Raw genomic sequence first — 18185 nt, forward strand, 5'->3', positions numbered from 1 at the left:
ATAAGACTCCAATTAATTCTGGGTAAAATAAACCCCTTTTGTATTATCATAACACAATAGCATTGGATTGTCATCCCAATCACTGAGTACATATCTCTTAAATTTTTGATGATAGACGTTATAGCTAGTTAAGCCTGGTTTATGGGTATGCCCATGAATCAATGTAACTATCTGATGTTTAGACATATGATGGATAACAGAATCTACCACCACATCCATCTCTTCCAGAGTTTTGCTTTGGTCATTCTGACTTATTGTCCGAACTTTATTAACCAATCGCTCACGATAGCTTAAAGGTAAGCTTAGAAATAAAAAAGTAAATAATCTATTGCGCGTTAATAATCTAAATCGCTGGTGAGCTTTATCTTTAATACAATACCTATCTCCATGAACCAGCATTACCTTTTCGTTACCTAAGGTAATAATAGTTGGCTCGGGTAAAACAGTCCATCCTGCATGTTTGGCAAAAACATCGCCTAACAAGAAGTCTCTGTTACCCGCCATATAGAATAAAGAAATACCCGCTGTTACTAAAGAATACAGCTGCCTGGCTATCCCCATGCTCCATTCGTTGATAGAGTCGTCTCCTGCCCAAACATGAAAAAAATCACCTAAAATATAGACAGTCTTTACTGAGTTTTTTGCCCAATCAATAAAGTTATCAAAACGTAACTTAATCCCCTCATCATTAGGATGTAAATGCAAATCAGAAATAAAAACAACATCAATCATAACGACTCAATAACAATATGCTCGTCAGCTAAATAAATTTGACAGGGACCGTTTACTGGCTCAATTGTATCACTCAGGCTATAAATGCCTGCTATGGAAACCAATTCTGCCTCAAGTGATTGACAAAAAATGCGTGCCTCTTTATCGCCGGATAATCCCGCCAAGGCTCTACCTCTTAATGCACCATAAACATGAATATTTCCATCCGATAATAACTCTGCACCATGACTCACGGAGGCGGTTATAATCAAATCGGAACCTTTAGCAACTACTTGCTGCCCCGAACGAATGTGAGCGGTTATTAATTTGGTTTTTGTTGATTCAACAGCAGTATTTTCACTACGCTCAATTATAGGCTTGTCCTGTGAGGTTGAGGCATGTAATACAGCTAAACCTTGGCATTGAGCTAATGTAGCTTGTAATGCATTTCCACCTTGAATAGCAACAGGAATCATTCCATAATCACGAGCGATTTGACATAAATTTTGCAGATCAAACTCCAGATGGTTAACGAATGACAGATCAAAAACCACAGGTGTTCTTTCAAATAATTTAGGTGCTTTAACTACTGTTTCAGCAAATTGTTGAGCAAAAATATCTTTATCAACACTCAATACTTGTAAAACAGTAAATGTGTAAAGCCTGCCTTTTAATTTAAATGCTTGAGTTTTTGTTATATTTTCACTCATTTGTATGATATCCATAACCGACTTTTTTGTTTATACTAACATGTGGGAAACAATAACAGAAGGATTACAAAGTGGATAAGAGATGGTTTGAACAATATCAAGATGGTGTACCGCATGAAATCGACCCTAGTCAGTACTTATCCCTCATCTCCTTATTTAAAGAATCATGCAGTCGTTATGCTCAAAAAATTGCCTATACAAATTTAGGCACTAATATTACTTACAGTAAACTCGACGAGTTAACTAGGAACTTTGCTGCGTATTTACAACAGTTAGGATTGGAAAAAGGGGCTCGAGTAGCAGTAATGATGCCTAATTTGCTCCAATATCCTGTAAGCATCTTTGGTATTTTACGTGGAGGATATGTTGTCGTTAATACTAATCCTTTATATACCACTGACGAATTAATCCACCAAATAAATGACGCTGGTGCCGAGGTGATCATTGTCCTTGCAAATTTTGCAAAAACTGTTGAAAAAGCATTACCTTCTATGCCCACCATAAAACACGTTATTGTTACTGAGATTGGCGATCTATTCCCAAGATTTAAACGCATGATTGTTAATTTCGTAGTGAAGCATATAAAAAAAATGATTCCCTCTTTCACTATTCCCCATGCAGTATCCTATAACTATACACTTATTGAAGGAAAACAGGCTCCATTACACCAAGTAGAACTGTCTCATCAAGATATTGCCTTCTTACAATATACAGGAGGTACCACAGGCGTTGCGAAAGGCGCCATGCTAACTCATGGCAATTTAGTTGCAAACGTATTGCAAGCCTATTCTTGGATTGAGCCTCTTGGTATAGATGAGCATGATATCATTGTCACTGCTCTTCCCTTGTATCATATTTTTTCTCTAACAGCGAATTGTCTTACTTTCTTAAAGGCTGGGGCCCAAAATATATTAATTACGAATCCTCGTGATATAGGGCATTTTATAGATGAAATAAAAAATACTGGTTTTACTGCATTCACTGGGGTGAATACTTTATATAATGCCTTACTGAATCACCCTAAATTTAAAGAAATTGATTTTAGTAAATTAAAGTTATCCTTGTCTGGGGGTATGGCCCTTCAAAAAAGTGTCTCTCTGCGTTGGAGAGAAATGACGAAAAGCCGTGTCTTAGAGGCCTATGGATTAACAGAAACTAGTCCTGCTGCAACTATCAATCCAATGTATCTCGAGGCATATAACGGCAGCATTGGTTTACCCTTATCCTCTACCGATGCTTCCATACGGGATGATGACGGCAATGAAGTAGCTATTGGTACTAGCGGCGAGCTATGTATTAAAGGCCCGCAAGTCATGGCAGGATATTGGAAACGTCCTGACGAGACTGCTTTAGTTTTCACTAAAGATGGCTTTTTAAGAACTGGAGACATAGCCAGAATGGATGAAGAAGGCTTTATCTATTTAGTTGATAGAAAGAAAGATATGATAGTGGTATCAGGGTTTAACGTTTACCCCAACGAAGTAGAACAAGTTATAGGAATGCATCCTGGTGTTTTAGAGGTCGGAGTGGTAGGCGTTACCGACGAAGAATCCGGTGAGCGCGTTAAAGCCTGTATTGTTAAAAAAGACCCTAATTTAACTGCAGAACAAATTATTGCTCATTGCAGGGAACATTTAACAGCGTATAAGGTTCCAAAAATCGTAGAGTTTTTTGATGAATTACCCAAAACTAATGTTGGAAAAATCCTACGCCGTTCATTGAAGGATAATGCTACAAAAGAAAGCTCCGTAGCAACAGCAACAGCAACAGCATAAGAGTTTTTGGCTAAGGTTAATACCCTTTCTTATTTATCTACGTATCGCGAACAAATCACGTTACGTAGATAAATATCGATAATTTCCTTAATGACATGCTGAAGTAATATTTTAAAAATACTGAGAATAAATCTTTACAAATGTACCATCGGCTTCCATCTGTAGAATGATACGATCTATTTTATTTTTTAACTCTATTTCGTCCCGATTAAACATAATGGCATAACCTTGTCCTATAGGTATCTTTCCCCCAACTAGTTTGTATACTCCTGGGTTCGAAGCCCACCAATGTTTTGCAGCCTCATAATCCATAACAGCCATATCTAGCTTATTATTTTGTAAATCAATAAACATGTCTTCACTACTATTAAAAAAAATTATGTCATTGTCTTTGCTTACAATTTTAGCAAGCTGACCGTACGGGGTTCCTTTTCTTGCACCGACTCTTTTACCATGGATATCTGTCAATTTATCAATAGAAGAATTGGAATTTGTAATATATTGTGCGTTACTTTCTAAGTAGGGAAGAGTAAAAGCAAACCGCTCTTTTCTCTCACTAGTAACAATTATAGAAGCAATAATCAAATCAACTTTTTTCTCTTCCAATACAGGAAAAAGCTCATCAAAATCAAAAGGTTTAAATTTACATTCTGCATTTAATCTTTTACATATTTCTTTCATGAGGTCTATATCATACCCATAGGCATAATAATGGCCATCTTTATTTGCCCACGTCTCAAACGGAGGATTATATTTTGAAGCCCCGATGGTTAAAGTATATGAGTAAGAAATTGAGAAACTAATTAAGGAAACAAAAAATGCTAGTAATTTCATGTGTCTTATTCCTGAAAAAAGTACCTCCCACGATAATAAAAGCATGGTACATAAATAATCGTTTGTACAATTTAAACAATTAATTGCTTCATTATTCGTGCCGTAGCACCCCAGACCAGTTCGTCATGGGGAATAAATTCACAACTTGTAAACTCTATTCCATCGCGTTTGACCATTAAATCCCTATAGTTGTTAGGATCAATAACTAAAGACATCGGAATATAGATTAAAGAAGTCACTTCTTGGCAATTTTGATGATATGGCCTAACTGACTGAATACTTGCTAGCCATGGCTGAATCACTGCGCCAAGCAAAGTACGTTCAACCTGAAGTTTTTTGACTAATGTAACTCTATCAGCAGTGATACCTAACTCCTCATAAAGCTCTCTCAACGCAGTAGTATATAAATCTTTATCATTTACGTCCTTTTTGCCTCCTGGAAAACATATTTCCCCAGGATGGTGACGTAATTGGCTATTACGTTTTGTTAAAACTAAAGAGTCAGTAGCTAATTCGTGCAACACCATAACTGCCGAATTAATTGCTTCACTTACAGATGGTTTATTTAATCCCATTAATAATCGCTGTTATTTTAGTATAACATTCACGATATTCATCTTCACAGACGGAGTCAATAACTATCCCACCTCCAGCAGCTAAATGCAAAATATTCTCTTTAGCGGTGACTGTTCGTATCGCGATATTACTATCAAAACATCCATGCTGAGAAAAATACCCTATACTCCCACAATAAATACCACGAGCATAATCTTCTAGTTCATTGATGACTCTCATGGATTCAAGCTTTGGTGCTCCAGTAATAGAGCCACCAGGAAAGCAAGAAATAAAAGCTTCCAATGGATGAATAGAATCAAGGCATTGCGCCTCAATATCACTGACTAGATGATGTAAAGAATTATAACTTTGAATCTCACACAAACTAGAAACCGTCACTGTACCAGGATAAGAAATCTTACCAAAATCATTTCTTAACAAATCAACTATCATCACATTTTCAGCACGATTTTTAGCACAGGAAGCTAATTGATCCTTTAATTGTTCATCCTCTACGGGATTTCCGGAGCGACCAATAGTTCCTTTAATCGGAGAGGTTAATAGTCTACCTTTATCATAAGCAATAAAGCGTTCGGGGGAAAAACTAAGAATATTAGCCTGCTCAGTCCGCAAAAATGCTGCAAATGGTACCGGATTTTTAGCACTCACTTTTTTATACATTTCCCACGCATCTCCTTCATATTCAGCATGAAAGGGCTGAGTGAAATTCACTTGATAACTTCTTCCCTCTTTTAAAGCTTGATGTATTGCTCTAAAGGACTCTTGATAAGAGTCCTTAGAAATAAGTGGCGTAAAAGTCGATTTAGCAGTAAATCGAAGATTCTTTGACGTTCTTTCGTACCAAAGCCTTATTATCTCCTGTTTAATATCGGTTGTGGCTGGATGATTGTTCGCAGCAAACAAGGTGATTTTTTTAGAGTAATGATCAACGATAATAGCCCAATCATATAAACCTAGATCAAGCAATGGCAAATCGCGCAAAGTGGGTTGTGCATTTGCACGTATACCTAATAGGCTCGCCCCTAAGTCATAAGAAATATAGCCAATAGCTCCGCCTTGAAAAGGCAGAGCTAGTTCTGACTTACTCAGTGGAATTCTTTTTTTTAAATAAGTTAATAGCTCAGATTGAGAAAAGTCATTTTCTTTAATCGTTATTCTGTCGTAAGGGTATGCACTTAAAATATCATAGCGCCCTCGAACGCGATCTGTACTTTCAAGAAGAACAAAACCAGGCAAATGAGACAGCTGTTGATAAGACTCATATAAAAATGGATGATAACTCAACGAAATTGATTCTTTATTACTTAATGACATCAGTTAATAGCTTATTTTATAGAATATTGATTTAGTTAAATTTGAATTAATCATACCGTAATGCTTCTCTGAAACCTATATGCACTAACTTATAAAATTACTAATACTTCACTCATCATTTATCTGCTTGTAATTTCAGTCCATTGAGGCTGGTTTTTAAATGAATTTGTGAGTATTCTATGGCTACATGTTGTTGACAAGGAGCCATGTAATGACAACAGTTGCTCAATTTGATGTTACATACACCCAGTTTCTAAATGAAGAAGGTAAGTTAGTTAATGCAGTACCCGCAATTGCTGAAAATCATTTAGCATTAAAAGAATTATATAAAGTAATGGTACTTACCCGTACTTTTGATAAAAAAGCGATTGCTTTGCAAAGAACGGGAAAAATGGGAACTTATGCTCCCATCAATGGTCAGGAAGCAATATCTACAGCAATAGGCCATGCCATGCGCCCAGAAGATGTTTTTGTACCCTATTATCGAGATTACGCAGCCCAAATACAGCGTGGGGTAAAAATGTCTGAAATATTGTCTTACTGGGGAGGCGATGAGCGCGGTAGTCAGTTTGCTTGTAACTCCGAAGACCTACCTATTTGCGTACCTATAGCATCCCAATGTTTACACGCTACAGGAGTAGCTTTTGCATTTCAATACAGAAATGAGCCACGCGTTGCTGTAGTTTGTGTTGGAGAGGGAGGCACATCCGAAGGTGATTTTTATGAAGCAATAAATGTTGCTGGTACGTGGAAATTACCTGTGGTTTTTATTGTCAATAATAATCAATGGGCTATTTCCGTGCCAAGGGACAAACAAACTGGTACTGAAACCGTTGCTCAAAAGGCAATAGCAGCTGGATTTTCTGGAATACAAGTCGATGGTAATGACATATTGGCAACAAGACAAACCATCGGTGAGGCTATTGAAAAAGCACGCAACGGAAAAGGTCCTACGTTAATAGAGGCAATAACTTATCGCTTATGCGATCACACTACAGCTGATGACGCAACTCGCTATCAACCCTCTGCAGAAGTGGACACAGCGAGACCAAAGGAACCAATTGCGCGATTTAAACACTACCTCACTGAAAATAAAATCTGGACCGCTCACGATGAAGAACAATTGGTCATAGAGTGTTCACAAAAAGTTGAAGAGGCAGTTGAAGAGTATCTGAACAAGAAACCGCAACCGGTGAGTAGTATTTTTGATTACCACTATGCAGAGTTACCTGAGTATTTAGTGGAGCAACGAGCAATAGCTATGGAGGAAGCTGGAAATGCCTGATATTACTTTAATCGAAGCAGTAACTCAGGCTTTAGCTTATGAGTTAAATCAAGATGAAAATGTCGTCGTTTTTGGTGAAGATGTAGGTAAAAATGGCGGTGTTTTTAGAGCAACACTTGGATTGCAAGATAGATTTGGTGAAAACAGAGTATTCGATACTCCATTAGCTGAATCTATGATTGCTGGTTTAGCAATTGGCATGTCAATTCAAGGTTTAAAACCCGTAGCTGAGTTTCAGTTCATGGGGTTTATCTATCCGGCCATGAATCAGATCATCTGCCACGCAGCTCGTATGAGAAATAGAACTCGTGGACGACTTCATTGCCCTATTGTTTTTCGTGCCCCTTTTGGCGGTGGTATTAGAGCGCCGGAACATCATTCCGAAAGTACAGAAGCATTATTTGCCCATATACCAGGATTACAAGTTGTGATTCCTTCATCACCGAAGAGAGCCTATGGCTTGCTTCTCGCGGCGATACGTAATCCTGACCCAGTGATTTTTCTTGAGCCCAAACGAATTTATCGTCTCGTCAAACAACCGGTAGCAGATGATGGGCAAGCCCTTCCCTTAGGTAAATGCTTTACTTTGCAGCAGGGTGATGACATAACCCTAATTAGTTGGGGTGCCAGCATGCATGAAACACTGCAAGCAGCAAAACAACTAGGTGATGAAGGTGTTTCTTGCGAAGTAATTGATGTCGCCACTATAAAACCCTTGGATATAGAAACTATTCTCAGTTCTGTTGAAAAAACTGGACGGTGTGTGATCATTCATGAAGGAGCAAAAACAGGTGGCGTGGGGGCAGAAATATCCGCTTTAATCATGGAACATGCTATGGCAGATCTAATGGCTCCAGTACAACGAGTTACTGGTTATGACACAGTAATGCCCTATTTTCAGCTGGAAAAGCAATACATTCCTAGTGTTGCACGAATTAAAAACAGTGTTATGAGCATAATGGAGTAATAATGAATATTTTTAACTTACCTGACCTAGGTGAAGGATTACCTGATGCTGAAATTCATGAGTGGTTTGTAAAAGAGGGAGACACTGTCGCAGTGGATCAACCTCTTGTATCGATGGAAACAGCTAAAGCAGTTGTTGATGTTCCTTGCCCTCAAGCAGGTACCATCTCTAAATTATTTGGCAAACCAGGCGATGTAATAAAAACAGGTGAGCCTTTAGTTGCCTTTGCTTCAACCGACGCAAAACCGGCGGATAAAGGAACAGTAGTTGGTAACCTAGAAGAAAGCACTGATATTACAGAAGATAATTTCATAATAGGTAGTGCAAGCTCAGAAAAACAACGAATCAGAACAACTCCTGCCGTTAAAATATTAGCGAAAAAATTAACCGTTGATCTAAATGCCATAAAAGGCACTGGAGAGCATGGGGTAATTACTCGCCATGATGTTCAAACCTATGCTGATAAAAATGCGCAAATCCCGGAGGGTTATGAACCTTTGCGCGGTGTTAGACGTGCAATGCTAAGCAGTATGGTTCACTCTCATGCCGAAATAGTGCCCGTTAGTATTTTTGACGAAGCCGATATTAATAACTGGAAACCGGGTACTGATATTACGGTTCGCTTAATTAAAGCGATTATCCACGCAACGGAAAAGGAACCTGCATTAAACGCCTGGTTTGATACTAAGCATAGTGCGCGCCAATGTTTTAAAGAGGTGCATCTTGGTTTGGCAATGGATAACGATGAGGGTTTGTTTGTCCCTGTTATTCATGATGTGGCTAAACATTCAGATACTGAGCTTCGTAACATTATCAACGAATTAAAAACATCGGTAAGCAATAGAGAAATTACAGCCGATAAATTGAAAGGATCTACCATTACCCTCTCCAATTTTGGAAAGTTTGCAGGTCGTTTTGCTAGTCCAATTATTGTCCCTCCAATGGTCTCTATTTTAGCTGTTGGTAGACTATATCAAGCAGCCGTCGCAACACCCGAAGGTAAAATTGAAGTTCATAACATGCTTCCTTTATCACTTAGCTTTGATCATAGGGCAGTAACCGGCGGTGAGGCAACTCGCTTTTTAGGCGCAGTAATGGAAGCATTACAAAAAGCCTGACGGAAAAAATTTTATACTCATCCCGGCTATCCCCTACCGGGATTTTTAAATGAATAAAAATTTATCCCCTGAAATGCACAACCAAAGTAGCCTTGATGTATCAAGGCTACAAAGTCAAAGGATTAATTAAACTCTCCTCTTCCAAAGTTGAAGTATCTGTTTTTTCAACTTCATTTCTTCCTTTCAATAAGGACTCGTATGTACTAACAGCGAGTGGATGATTTCGTTCTGTATCGCCTTGGGGGGCATTCCGAAGTCAAAAGCAACTTTGCTTTTGGACCGCCATTAGGTACACTCGTCTCAAATTGTGGCGTTAAGTATTCCTTTAAATCAGAGCTGAATTGATTTTTCGTTACACTATTTATTATGCTTACATTGGTTTTATCCAAAAAATTCAAGCGATATAGAGGGACTTTGCATATCTTCAGCATCACAGCTGAAAAGCTTAATTACCCCGTCAATGATCGAGGCAGCTGTGCGAGTTACTAATCCTATAGGAGCGCCTACTATGCTTATCAGAGCTAGACCTAAATAAGTCACACTTGCTACAAAGATATCTTTAGCTAGAGAAGTCATTGTGTCAAAAGCATCCGTTCCCCATTCAGGGCTGTTAAATATAGCGCCGAACAAAGAAGCCATTACCGCTACAGGAATAGCGAGTAGCTCAACTAGTAATGATAGAACTAAACACTCACAAGATGTGACAGTAAATACAACTGGGGCAATAACAGGACTAGCAAGCGTAAATAAAACGTCTTCAGCATTTTGATAAGGTTTAAAAAATCCAGGATACTCTATGACCCATTTTTGAGCTTTTTCTAAAAAACCTGGTATTGGCTCAATTATATCATTACTCACTGGAAAACCTCTTAAAGCATAAGAGCTATTTATTATACACTTAAAGTTATTTTCATACAAATTTATGCTTTCATTACTAATAACTTTCATAGACCTTAAATCTACTTATGAGTTAACCGTTGACGCTGCATAGAGGCTCATTTGTTTTTATGTAATATGGTCTTAAGGAAGATTGTAGATTAGGCCCTTGCTCTAATTTTATTAGGAATAATGTTGTTGTCTTGCGATATTATTAAGTACTCTGGCCAACCTACAACCAGCAAATAGAATTTGTTTTTGAGTGATATTTTGAGCTTTAAGCTGATATCTTTTACTCGGAACTTTATGAGAAGGGATGGTATAAACTTGAGTTATAGCCAATTGATGAGACTCTTTAATCCACTGTTGTGGTTTTTTTTGAGCATTTGCCAACTCACACGACCATTTCTGTTCTAACTGTAGCGCTTTATTTCTCACTTGAAATTTCTTGCTTTGCCCCAGAAGAACTCCTGCTCCATTATCCCAATATTGATGCAAATTATCGCCTATAGAGTTAGAGGTAAGATAATATAAGTTACCACCTAAATCTCCTTTAGGTAACCGTTTCGACACTTTAGTTACTGTATGTAGCGGCTGATGAATATCCCCGATCAAATGCGTAAGAATACGCAAACTTATTCCTTTATCAAAAGCGCTAGATTTGTTTGACGATAAAACTAAAATGGCTTGTTTAATTCCCCATAAAGCATTCACTTCCTGCAATGGCGGAAGTTTGCTTTGATCATTAGAAAAAGGGATATCAATGTAGTGTAAATTATCAAACCAATGAACATCATTTCTACGTATTTGATCTAGCCATGCTGATGCAGTAACAAAATTGGGACTAGGAGAAAATGAATCTAAATAATGGTTATAGTCCTCACACATTTTTTTAGCCTGAGGCGTCAAATGATCGTAAGCAATTTGAGCGACCAATTGATGCCCCAGGGCGTTCCAAGCATAGCTGTTATATGCTAAGAAAAATAATATGAGAGTATAAATGATACGGATCATTATTAGCCTAGGTATGGAGACCATGCCGGCTCTTGTACATCACCCTCTCGAGCAGGAAGTCTAATTCTTATTCGTCCATCGATAGATACTATACCCAATACTCCTCTATCTTGATAATGAGTAGCATACAACACTAAACGACTATTAGGTGCTACAGAAGGCGATTCATCACGTCCAGAAAACGTTAAGTTGGAAACAGGCCCTCCACTCACACTTTGTAAACCAATATTAAATTGTCTGTCCTCTCTATGCAGCATTATTATGTTTTTCATATCGGGAGTATAAGAAGCACGAGCGTTATAATTCCCCTCAAAAGTTAACCGTGTTATTTGTCCGTCAGCTAATGACAAACGATAAATTTGTGGCGAACCACCTCTGCCAGAGGTAAATAGTAAACTCTGTCCATCAGGCGAAAAACGAGGCTCTGTATCAATTGCATCACCAAAAGTTAATTGCTTCATGCTACCGTTGGTGATGTCCACATTATAAATTTTAGGAGTACCGCTCTTAGAGAGAACAACGGCTAAATGACGTCCATCAGGAGACCAAGCAGGAGCACCATTAATTCCAGGGAAACTCGTGATCAAACGACGTTGTCCACTTTCAACTGAAACGGTAAATATCTGAGCACGTTTCTTCTCAAAGGAAACATAAGAAATTTCTTTACCATTAGGTGACCATGAGGGTGACATAATGGGTTCAGGAGAAACAAGTAAACTTTGAGGATTGTGTCCATCTGCATCAGCCACCTCTAAAGAATAACGAGTTCTTTGAGGGGTTCTTTGTACTGAGATATAAGCGATACGAGTAGAAAATATACCTCGTTCTCCTGTCAGTTTTTGATACACTTCATCGCTAATATGATGAGCTAATGCTCTTATTTCATTAGAGTTAATTTGGTAAGTTTTAGTCAGGAGCGTGTTTCCATTCGCCACCGCATCCGCCAATTTGTAACTCACTTCATAGCGGTTTCCTATTCTATTGACCTTACCGGTGACTACGCTGTCTGCCCCCAATTGTCGTAGAGTGCTTACAGGAGATTGAGCGTTCGCACTATCAGGACCAGAAATAATTTTAAATTGGCCAGACAGGGTTAAATCATTTTCAATAACATGTGCAATCTCTTGAGCCCCTGCATCGGAACCAAATGAATTAATTGCGATAGGTAAGGCTGAGTTAATACCTTGTGTTAACTCTAAATCAAGAGCAAACACCTGATTCACAAAAAATAATAGAAATAATGTAATAAATCGGTTCATCACGAGAGTTACCCCCTAACTTGTTCTGGACGAACGGTTAAACTAATATCACGGAACAAATTAAATGTCTCCGCGTCTGTAGGCACTGGAAGTGGTGATGCTTTTTTGATAGCGGTTTGAGCTGATCTATCAAGTAACGGGTCGCCACTGCTACGAGTTAAAGTGACCTCTAAAACTACTCCATTTGGGGCCAAACGTATTCTGAATTGACTCGACAAACTGCTGTCCACATTTTCAGGCAAAATCCAATTTTGTCCTATTGCATTAACAATAAGTGCTTTATATTTATCAACTTCACCAGCCATTCGTGCCTGATTTTCAGCATTTTCTCTCGCCTGCTGCGCAGCCGCTGCTTCTTGTTGTTTTTTTCTTTCTCTATCTGCTTTTGCTTGCTCGACAGCTTCTTTTTCAGCCTTCACTTTTTCGGCATGCTCTCGCTCTGCTCTAAGTTTCTCGGTTTTAACTTTTTCTTCCGCCTTTTTCTTATTAAGTTCCGCAAGTTTTTTAGCTTCCAACTCCTGTTGTTTTACTAATTTTTCTTTTTGCTTTTTTAATTCCTCTATATGCTTGGCTTCTAGTGCTTTTTGCTCTGCAAGCTGTTTTAAACGCTTTTTCTCTTCTTCAGCTTGTTTTTTTCGGGCAATAGCAATTTTATTCGCTTCTTCCTTTAATTTAGCAATATTTTGTTGCTCTTTAATTCTTTGTTGCTTTGCCAATTGAAGTTGGCGATCAAGTTCCCGTTGTCTATTTATTTCTGCCCTTTGCTTTTGTGCTCTTTCTTGTTTTAAGCGATTAACGGTCTCCATGACTTCTTTATTATCTACACTAACGGCTTTAACCACTTCTTGTTGCGGAGTAGCCGCAATAGGTTGTTGCATACCAGGCTTATTCTTGGCTTCCATAGTAAGCACAGGCTTGCTCGCTGAATTATCCGTCAAAAGCATGACTACTAAAAATAAATGAAGTCCTAAAGCAAAATAAAAGGCCTTTCGGTAACTGGGTGTACTAATCATGCCTGCCCCTCTGCAGCTTCGTGTTCTGAATCAGTTAACAATCCAACTTGTTCAGCACCTGCTTGTTTCAGTAAAGCCATAGCTTGCACCACCTTACCGTAAGCAACGCCTTGATCTCCTTTTACTAATACATTTAATTTCTGGCCAGATTGCTTGGCTAACTCAAGTTCCGCAGCAACCCGGACCACTAAAGCTTGAGCTTCTATGGGATCTGCAGGCGTACTACTTATATTAAGAAAATAGGTGCCCTGCTGATTCACGGAAACAATAATAGGCTCTCTATCTGTAGGTTGAAGATTTTGACTTGCGGCCTTAGGCAAATCAACAGTTACCCCTTGCGTTAACATCGGTGCAGTGATCATAAAAATAACGAGTAAAACTAGCATAACATCAATATAAGGCACCACATTAATTTCTGAAATGGGAGCTTCTCGTTTAACCTTTGGTCTAATCATTTAGATTTCATCCTCTTGCAGCGCTAGAAGTTTGTTGCTCGATTAGAGAGATTAACTCTTCTTGAAACAAATCAAATCTATTTAATAATGCATTAGCACGAGCGGTATACCGGTTATACGCGATAACAGCAGGAATTGCTGTAAATAACCCTAAAGCAGTTGCAACTAATGCCTCAGAAATACCAGGAGCCACCATTGCTATAGTTGCCTGTTGAGCATGGCCTAATGCCTGAAAAGAGGTCATTATACCCCATACTGTACCAAATAGACCCACATAAGGTGAAATAGAGCCAACTGAAGCAAAAAAAGGTAAATGTTGTTCTAATTTCTCCGCCTCTTTAGCATGGCTAATTTGCATTACACGCTGAATAGGCTCAATACTTACGCTCCCTTGTTTTCTTGCACGTACAAACTCCTTAAAGCCAGCATGGAAAATTGCAGCCATGCCCTGCTTCTCTTCTGCATTGCTATCAATATCGGCATAAAGTTTGCTCAAGTCCCCGCTGTCCCAGAATCGTCTATTAAAAGCGTCCGTTAACTGTTTCTTACGCTTAAAAAACCATGCTCTTTGAAAAATTAAAGTCCAAGACACTATTGACGCAATCAGCAGTAGCATCATTACTGATTTAACTACTAAACCTGCTTGCATAAAATACATCAACACATTTGCTTGATTACTCACCGTTGTCTCCACTATCAAAATATATAATAGTTCATTCATTAGCCGCCAAAATTAGGCAATTGTTGTGGCTTTAGCTCACTATTAACACATACTGCTTGAATTTGAGCCTCACACACTGTCAGCCCCAATTGATTGGTCACTATCTGTTCAAACATAAAACTACATGCTTTTACATTTTTTATCTGCGTTACTATTGTTAACACATCATCCAATTTTGCTGGATAAAGATATTTAATGGTTAACTCTCTAATCGCAAATAAAACATCGCGTTTTATTAGTTCACTTAACGTCCAATTATTATTTCTCAGTAATTCTGCTCGCGCTCTTTCTAAATAACGCAAATAATTAGCATGATAAACAATTCCCATAAAATCGACATCTTCTGTATAAACTCTAATTATATGTTGCTGCGCGGTCATAAAATTCATGAGTTATTCCAATTCAATCACGTTTAAACCAAAATGCTCATAAGCTCGTGAAGTCGCCATTCTACCTCTAGGTGTGCGCATAAGGAATCCTTGTTGTATTAAAAAAGGCTCTAAAACATCTTCTATTGTACCTTTTTCTTCTCCGATAGCGGCTGCAATACTGTCAACACCGACAGGACCGCCACCAAAATGTTCTATAACTGCCAGTAATAACTTTCTATCCATTAAATCGAAACCTAATTGATCTATATCCAGCATTACTAAAGCTTTCTGCGCAATATCCATAGTAATTATGCCACGACCTTTTACTTCTGCATAATCTCTCACTCGTCTTAATAAGCGATTGGCAATTCGTGGTGTACCTCTAGAGCGTCGGGCAATTTCTCTAGCACCTTCTGGCTCTGTAGGAACATGAAGTAGTTGAGCAGATCGAGAGACTATTTGTGTCAGTGAATCTTCAGAATAATATTCCAAGCGCTGTACTATGCCAAATCGATCTCTTAGCGGAGAAGTTAATAAGCCAGCCCTTGTTGTCGCTCCAATTAAGGTAAATGGAGGAAGCTCCAATTTAATAGATCGAGCAGCAGGCCCCTCTCCTATCATAATATCGAGCTTATAGTCTTCCATTGCAGGATAAAGAATTTCTTCTATTACTGGACTTAATCTATGTATTTCATCAATAAATAAAACATCATTTTGCTGTAAATTAGTTAAAATCGCAGCAATATCACCGGCCCTCTCAATCACAGGCCCAGAGGTCTGTCGAATGTTTACCCCCATTTCGTGGGCAATGATATTAGCTAAAGTAGTTTTTCCTAAACCTGGAGGGCCAAAAACAAGAACATGGTCTAGTGGATCCTTTCTTTTTTTAGCAGCATTAATGAAGATTTGCATTTGTGAACTAACCGTCTCTTGCCCTATATATTCCGCAAGACTTAGAGGTCTGATAGCCCGATCAATAGCTTCTTCAGAGACAATAGTTTGATTACTGATTAAGCGATCACTTTCCAGCATAATAGTTTTTATAGGTTTACCCGAATGAAAGCATTTTAACATATGTTTTTTTAATCGCAGCTTTTTCTTTGGTGATTTATCGAATATATCTGCTGTTGAGAGGAATCGACGGTCATAGATTAAAGCAACGACGCCGTCTTCAGGAGATCCTTCGTCGCAAGCTCCTTTGGATAACAATTAATTTAATGTCATTTTCGGATAAGAAAGTCTCTTACATCGGAACCGTTCGTGCTGAAGAAAGAGAGAACCCGCCTCAAAGCATCCACCAAGACAAAAATCTTGTGTATATGCTTCGAGACCCGAGGTATCCCCACAGAATTATATCTTCTCTCGAATTACCGTGGCTTGACCACGGCATCCACACGGTGCATTATTAAATCACCTCTATTTCTTCAATGAAGTGGTTAAAAAGGAAATTTAATCGAGTGTATTTCTTGGGCTTAAACTAACCATTACCCCTCTTGTAGATACCGTGGTCAAGCCACGGTAATTCGATCTTTAATCAATATTTGTGGAAATACCTCAGCTCGAAGCGCCACCCCAACAGGAATGGATTGGGGTGATGGCTAGGATACTAACTTCATTATCCGAAAATCACTGGCGCGAGAGATTAGATTGAGCTTTTTTCTTCCTCAACTTGATGGTTATGAGCTTTAGCTTCATGCAACCACGCTACGGCAATAGTAAAACCGTACATTGCGTATCGCTACAAGTAACACCAGATAAAATTTCTATTACTTGGGCCACCCAGTTTTTGTTGTCTTCTCTAACCAAAGTATTAATACGACCATAGATATTTTTATTAATTTTGCAATGAAGTATTTTTGCCAAATCAGAAGTACACTTTACTGAAAAATAGGCTCTGTCCTTAGTAAAAGTTTTTATTTTGTTATTGACTAGTATTTTACCAAATGGGGTTTTATTCTCTAAAATACTACGAATTACTTGTTCTGATAACTCATTAAAATTGATCGTTATAAAAGCTAACTCAACGTTGATATTATTCGACTTACTCTGTATTCCCCCCTTCCGATATTTAACTTTCTCCTTATTCATAAACATATAAATAACTCGGGAATAACAATTACTTTTATGATCTTGTTCAGCATAAATAGTCTTAATTTCAGGAGTGCGTTGATAGTATTGCTCAATACCTATGGTCATTAACGGCTGAACAAGTAAAAAATTATAGGGCTTTGGTAATGATTCCTTATTCACCTCCATGCCGACTAACTTATTAATTTTCAAAAAATTTGATAAATTATCCATTCGTTCCTGAATAATTACTGATTGTTGTGTACTAGAGCTCGCGAAAACAGGACAAAATAAAACTACAGTTTGAAATACCATCAAAAATAAAATATTCTTTTTAATCAATTATTTATTCCTTATTAGGGTAACTTCTCAATAAGTACGGGGATAAAGTATGTTAGATCAAAAGGTTCAACCTACAACTCTTTCTTAATTAGACGATTATAGAATAATATCAGGCAACCAATATCGATGAAAATTATTTAGAATGTTCAATATAACCAATTAATAGTTTTCTGGCACGAAATATTCTTGACCGTACAGTACCTATAGGACAATGCATTTTCTTAGCAATATCCTCATAACTGTATCCTTCAAATAGATACATGCCATAACAAATGCGCAACTCTTCTGAAAGTCTTGATATTGCCGACTCTATTTGCTCGCCAAACTCTATGTTAATTAATGCATGTTCTGGAGAATTCCCTATAGAGTTATACTGCTGATGAACATATTGCTTTTCAGAATCTGATCTCAGATTAACTGCTCTAAAATAATTTTTAATAGTATTTTGAGTAATTTTATATAACCACGTTGAAAATGAGCTTTCTTCTTTGAAGTAATCTAAATAGCGATAGACCTTGAGTAAAACCTCCTGAGACAAATCATTAACACTAGCCTGCTCATGAATATAAAAATATATGATTTGCTGAATTTTATGATGATAGCGACCAAGCAGAATATTATATGCCTTGCTATTCCCATTTTGTGCTAGCCTGACCAATTGGTCGTCGCTGTAAGACGCTTGAATGTCCATAACATCCTCTTTCATCCGTTATTGTCTATGACTTTAGTGCTCAGATTTTATAGGCAAATAAAAGAACATATAGATTTATAATTAAT

At 37.9% G+C, this 18185-nt stretch carries 19 protein-coding genes; 4 read left to right on the top strand and 15 right to left on the bottom strand.

Features of this window, described 5'->3' with window-relative positions; translation table 11 throughout:
* Nucleotides 1-12: 12 nt before the first annotated feature.
* Both LFA_RS07220 and minC read right to left on the bottom strand, forming a co-directional pair.
* On the bottom strand, nt 13-732 hold the full coding sequence (locus LFA_RS07220; protein ID WP_045095593.1) for a UDP-2,3-diacylglucosamine diphosphatase: 720 nt from the start codon (nt 730-732) through the stop codon (nt 13-15).
* Entirely contained in the window at nt 729-1421 is a 693-nt protein-coding gene (minC, locus tag LFA_RS07225) for a septum site-determining protein MinC (RefSeq protein WP_045095594.1), read from the bottom strand. Before minC ends, LFA_RS07220 begins: the two co-directional genes overlap by 4 nt.
* A 71-nt stretch (nt 1422-1492) precedes the next feature.
* On the opposite strand from minC, the gene LFA_RS07230 reads away from it, so the two are divergent.
* Nucleotides 1493-3196, top strand: coding sequence for an AMP-binding protein (locus tag LFA_RS07230; RefSeq protein ID WP_045095595.1), 1704 nt, complete (start codon nt 1493-1495; stop codon nt 3194-3196).
* Nucleotides 3197-3307: 111 nt separating this feature from the next.
* Here LFA_RS07230 and LFA_RS07235 read toward each other — a convergent pair whose 3' ends face one another.
* From LFA_RS07235 to pabB, 3 genes are all read right to left on the bottom strand, one after another.
* Nucleotides 3308-4030: a transporter substrate-binding domain-containing protein gene (locus LFA_RS07235; protein ID WP_045095596.1), complete on the bottom strand. Its 723-nt coding sequence runs from the start codon at nt 4028-4030 to the stop codon at nt 3308-3310.
* Between the two features lie 71 nt (nt 4031-4101).
* The gene (locus tag LFA_RS07240; RefSeq protein WP_045095597.1) at nt 4102-4605 is read right to left on the bottom strand and encodes an NUDIX hydrolase; all 504 of its coding nucleotides are present in this window, start codon (nt 4603-4605) and stop codon (nt 4102-4104) included.
* Nucleotides 4592-5920: an aminodeoxychorismate synthase component I gene (gene pabB, locus LFA_RS07245; RefSeq protein ID WP_045095598.1), complete on the bottom strand. Its 1329-nt coding sequence runs from the start codon at nt 5918-5920 to the stop codon at nt 4592-4594. The genes LFA_RS07240 and pabB overlap by 14 nt, the downstream gene beginning before the upstream one ends.
* A gap of 211 nt (nt 5921-6131) precedes the next feature.
* On the opposite strand from pabB, the gene pdhA reads away from it, so the two are divergent.
* From pdhA to LFA_RS07260, 3 genes are read left to right on the top strand one after another with little or no spacing between them, the layout of a single operon-like run.
* Entirely contained in the window at nt 6132-7205 is a 1074-nt protein-coding gene (gene pdhA, locus LFA_RS07250) for a pyruvate dehydrogenase (acetyl-transferring) E1 component subunit alpha (protein ID WP_045095599.1), read from the top strand.
* Nucleotides 7198-8172, top strand: a complete 975-nt coding sequence (locus LFA_RS07255; RefSeq protein WP_045095600.1) for an alpha-ketoacid dehydrogenase subunit beta — start codon at nt 7198-7200, stop codon at nt 8170-8172. The genes pdhA and LFA_RS07255 overlap by 8 nt, the downstream gene beginning before the upstream one ends.
* A 2-nt stretch (nt 8173-8174) precedes the next feature.
* A complete protein-coding gene (locus LFA_RS07260; protein WP_045095601.1) occupies nt 8175-9290 on the top strand; it encodes a dihydrolipoamide acetyltransferase family protein in 1116 nt (371 codons plus the stop codon).
* A 381-nt stretch (nt 9291-9671) separates the two neighbouring features.
* Here the strand turns inward: LFA_RS07260 and LFA_RS07265 are convergent, their stop codons facing one another.
* The 10 genes from LFA_RS07265 to LFA_RS07310 form a co-directional block, all read right to left on the bottom strand.
* Complete coding sequence (locus LFA_RS07265; protein ID WP_157010310.1) at nt 9672-10148, bottom strand: hypothetical protein; 477 nt, start codon at nt 10146-10148, stop codon at nt 9672-9674.
* 201 nt (nt 10149-10349) lie between these two features.
* Nucleotides 10350-11180, bottom strand: coding sequence for a S1/P1 nuclease (locus LFA_RS07270; RefSeq protein ID WP_045095603.1), 831 nt, complete (start codon nt 11178-11180; stop codon nt 10350-10352).
* A gap of 2 nt (nt 11181-11182) precedes the next feature.
* Nucleotides 11183-12442, bottom strand: a complete 1260-nt coding sequence (tolB, locus tag LFA_RS07275; RefSeq protein ID WP_045095604.1) for a Tol-Pal system beta propeller repeat protein TolB — start codon at nt 12440-12442, stop codon at nt 11183-11185.
* Between the two features lie 5 nt (nt 12443-12447).
* Nucleotides 12448-13452, bottom strand: coding sequence for a cell envelope integrity protein TolA (gene tolA, locus LFA_RS07280; protein WP_045095605.1), 1005 nt, complete (start codon nt 13450-13452; stop codon nt 12448-12450).
* Nucleotides 13449-13907 (bottom strand): protein TolR, encoded by a 459-nt coding sequence (gene tolR / locus LFA_RS07285; RefSeq protein WP_045095606.1) that lies wholly within the window; start codon nt 13905-13907, stop codon nt 13449-13451. Before tolR ends, tolA begins: the two co-directional genes overlap by 4 nt.
* A 7-nt stretch (nt 13908-13914) precedes the next feature.
* Complete coding sequence (gene tolQ, locus LFA_RS07290; RefSeq protein WP_045097472.1) at nt 13915-14589, bottom strand: protein TolQ; 675 nt, start codon at nt 14587-14589, stop codon at nt 13915-13917.
* 38 nt (nt 14590-14627) lie between these two features.
* The gene (locus LFA_RS07295) at nt 14628-15017 is read right to left on the bottom strand and encodes a YbgC/FadM family acyl-CoA thioesterase (protein WP_045095607.1); all 390 of its coding nucleotides are present in this window, start codon (nt 15015-15017) and stop codon (nt 14628-14630) included.
* Between the two features lie 3 nt (nt 15018-15020).
* Entirely contained in the window at nt 15021-16031 is a 1011-nt protein-coding gene (gene ruvB, locus LFA_RS07300; RefSeq protein WP_045097473.1) for a Holliday junction branch migration DNA helicase RuvB, read from the bottom strand.
* Between the two features lie 672 nt (nt 16032-16703).
* Nucleotides 16704-17408: a hypothetical protein gene (locus LFA_RS07305; RefSeq protein ID WP_052673887.1), complete on the bottom strand. Its 705-nt coding sequence runs from the start codon at nt 17406-17408 to the stop codon at nt 16704-16706.
* 133 nt (nt 17409-17541) lie between these two features.
* Nucleotides 17542-18099 (bottom strand): sigma-70 family RNA polymerase sigma factor, encoded by a 558-nt coding sequence (locus LFA_RS07310; protein WP_045095608.1) that lies wholly within the window; start codon nt 18097-18099, stop codon nt 17542-17544.
* Nucleotides 18100-18185: the final 86 nt, after the last annotated feature.

Origin of the sequence: Legionella fallonii LLAP-10 (genome assembly GCF_000953135.1) — a bacterium.
GTDB lineage: Bacteria > Pseudomonadota > Gammaproteobacteria > Legionellales > Legionellaceae > Legionella > Legionella fallonii.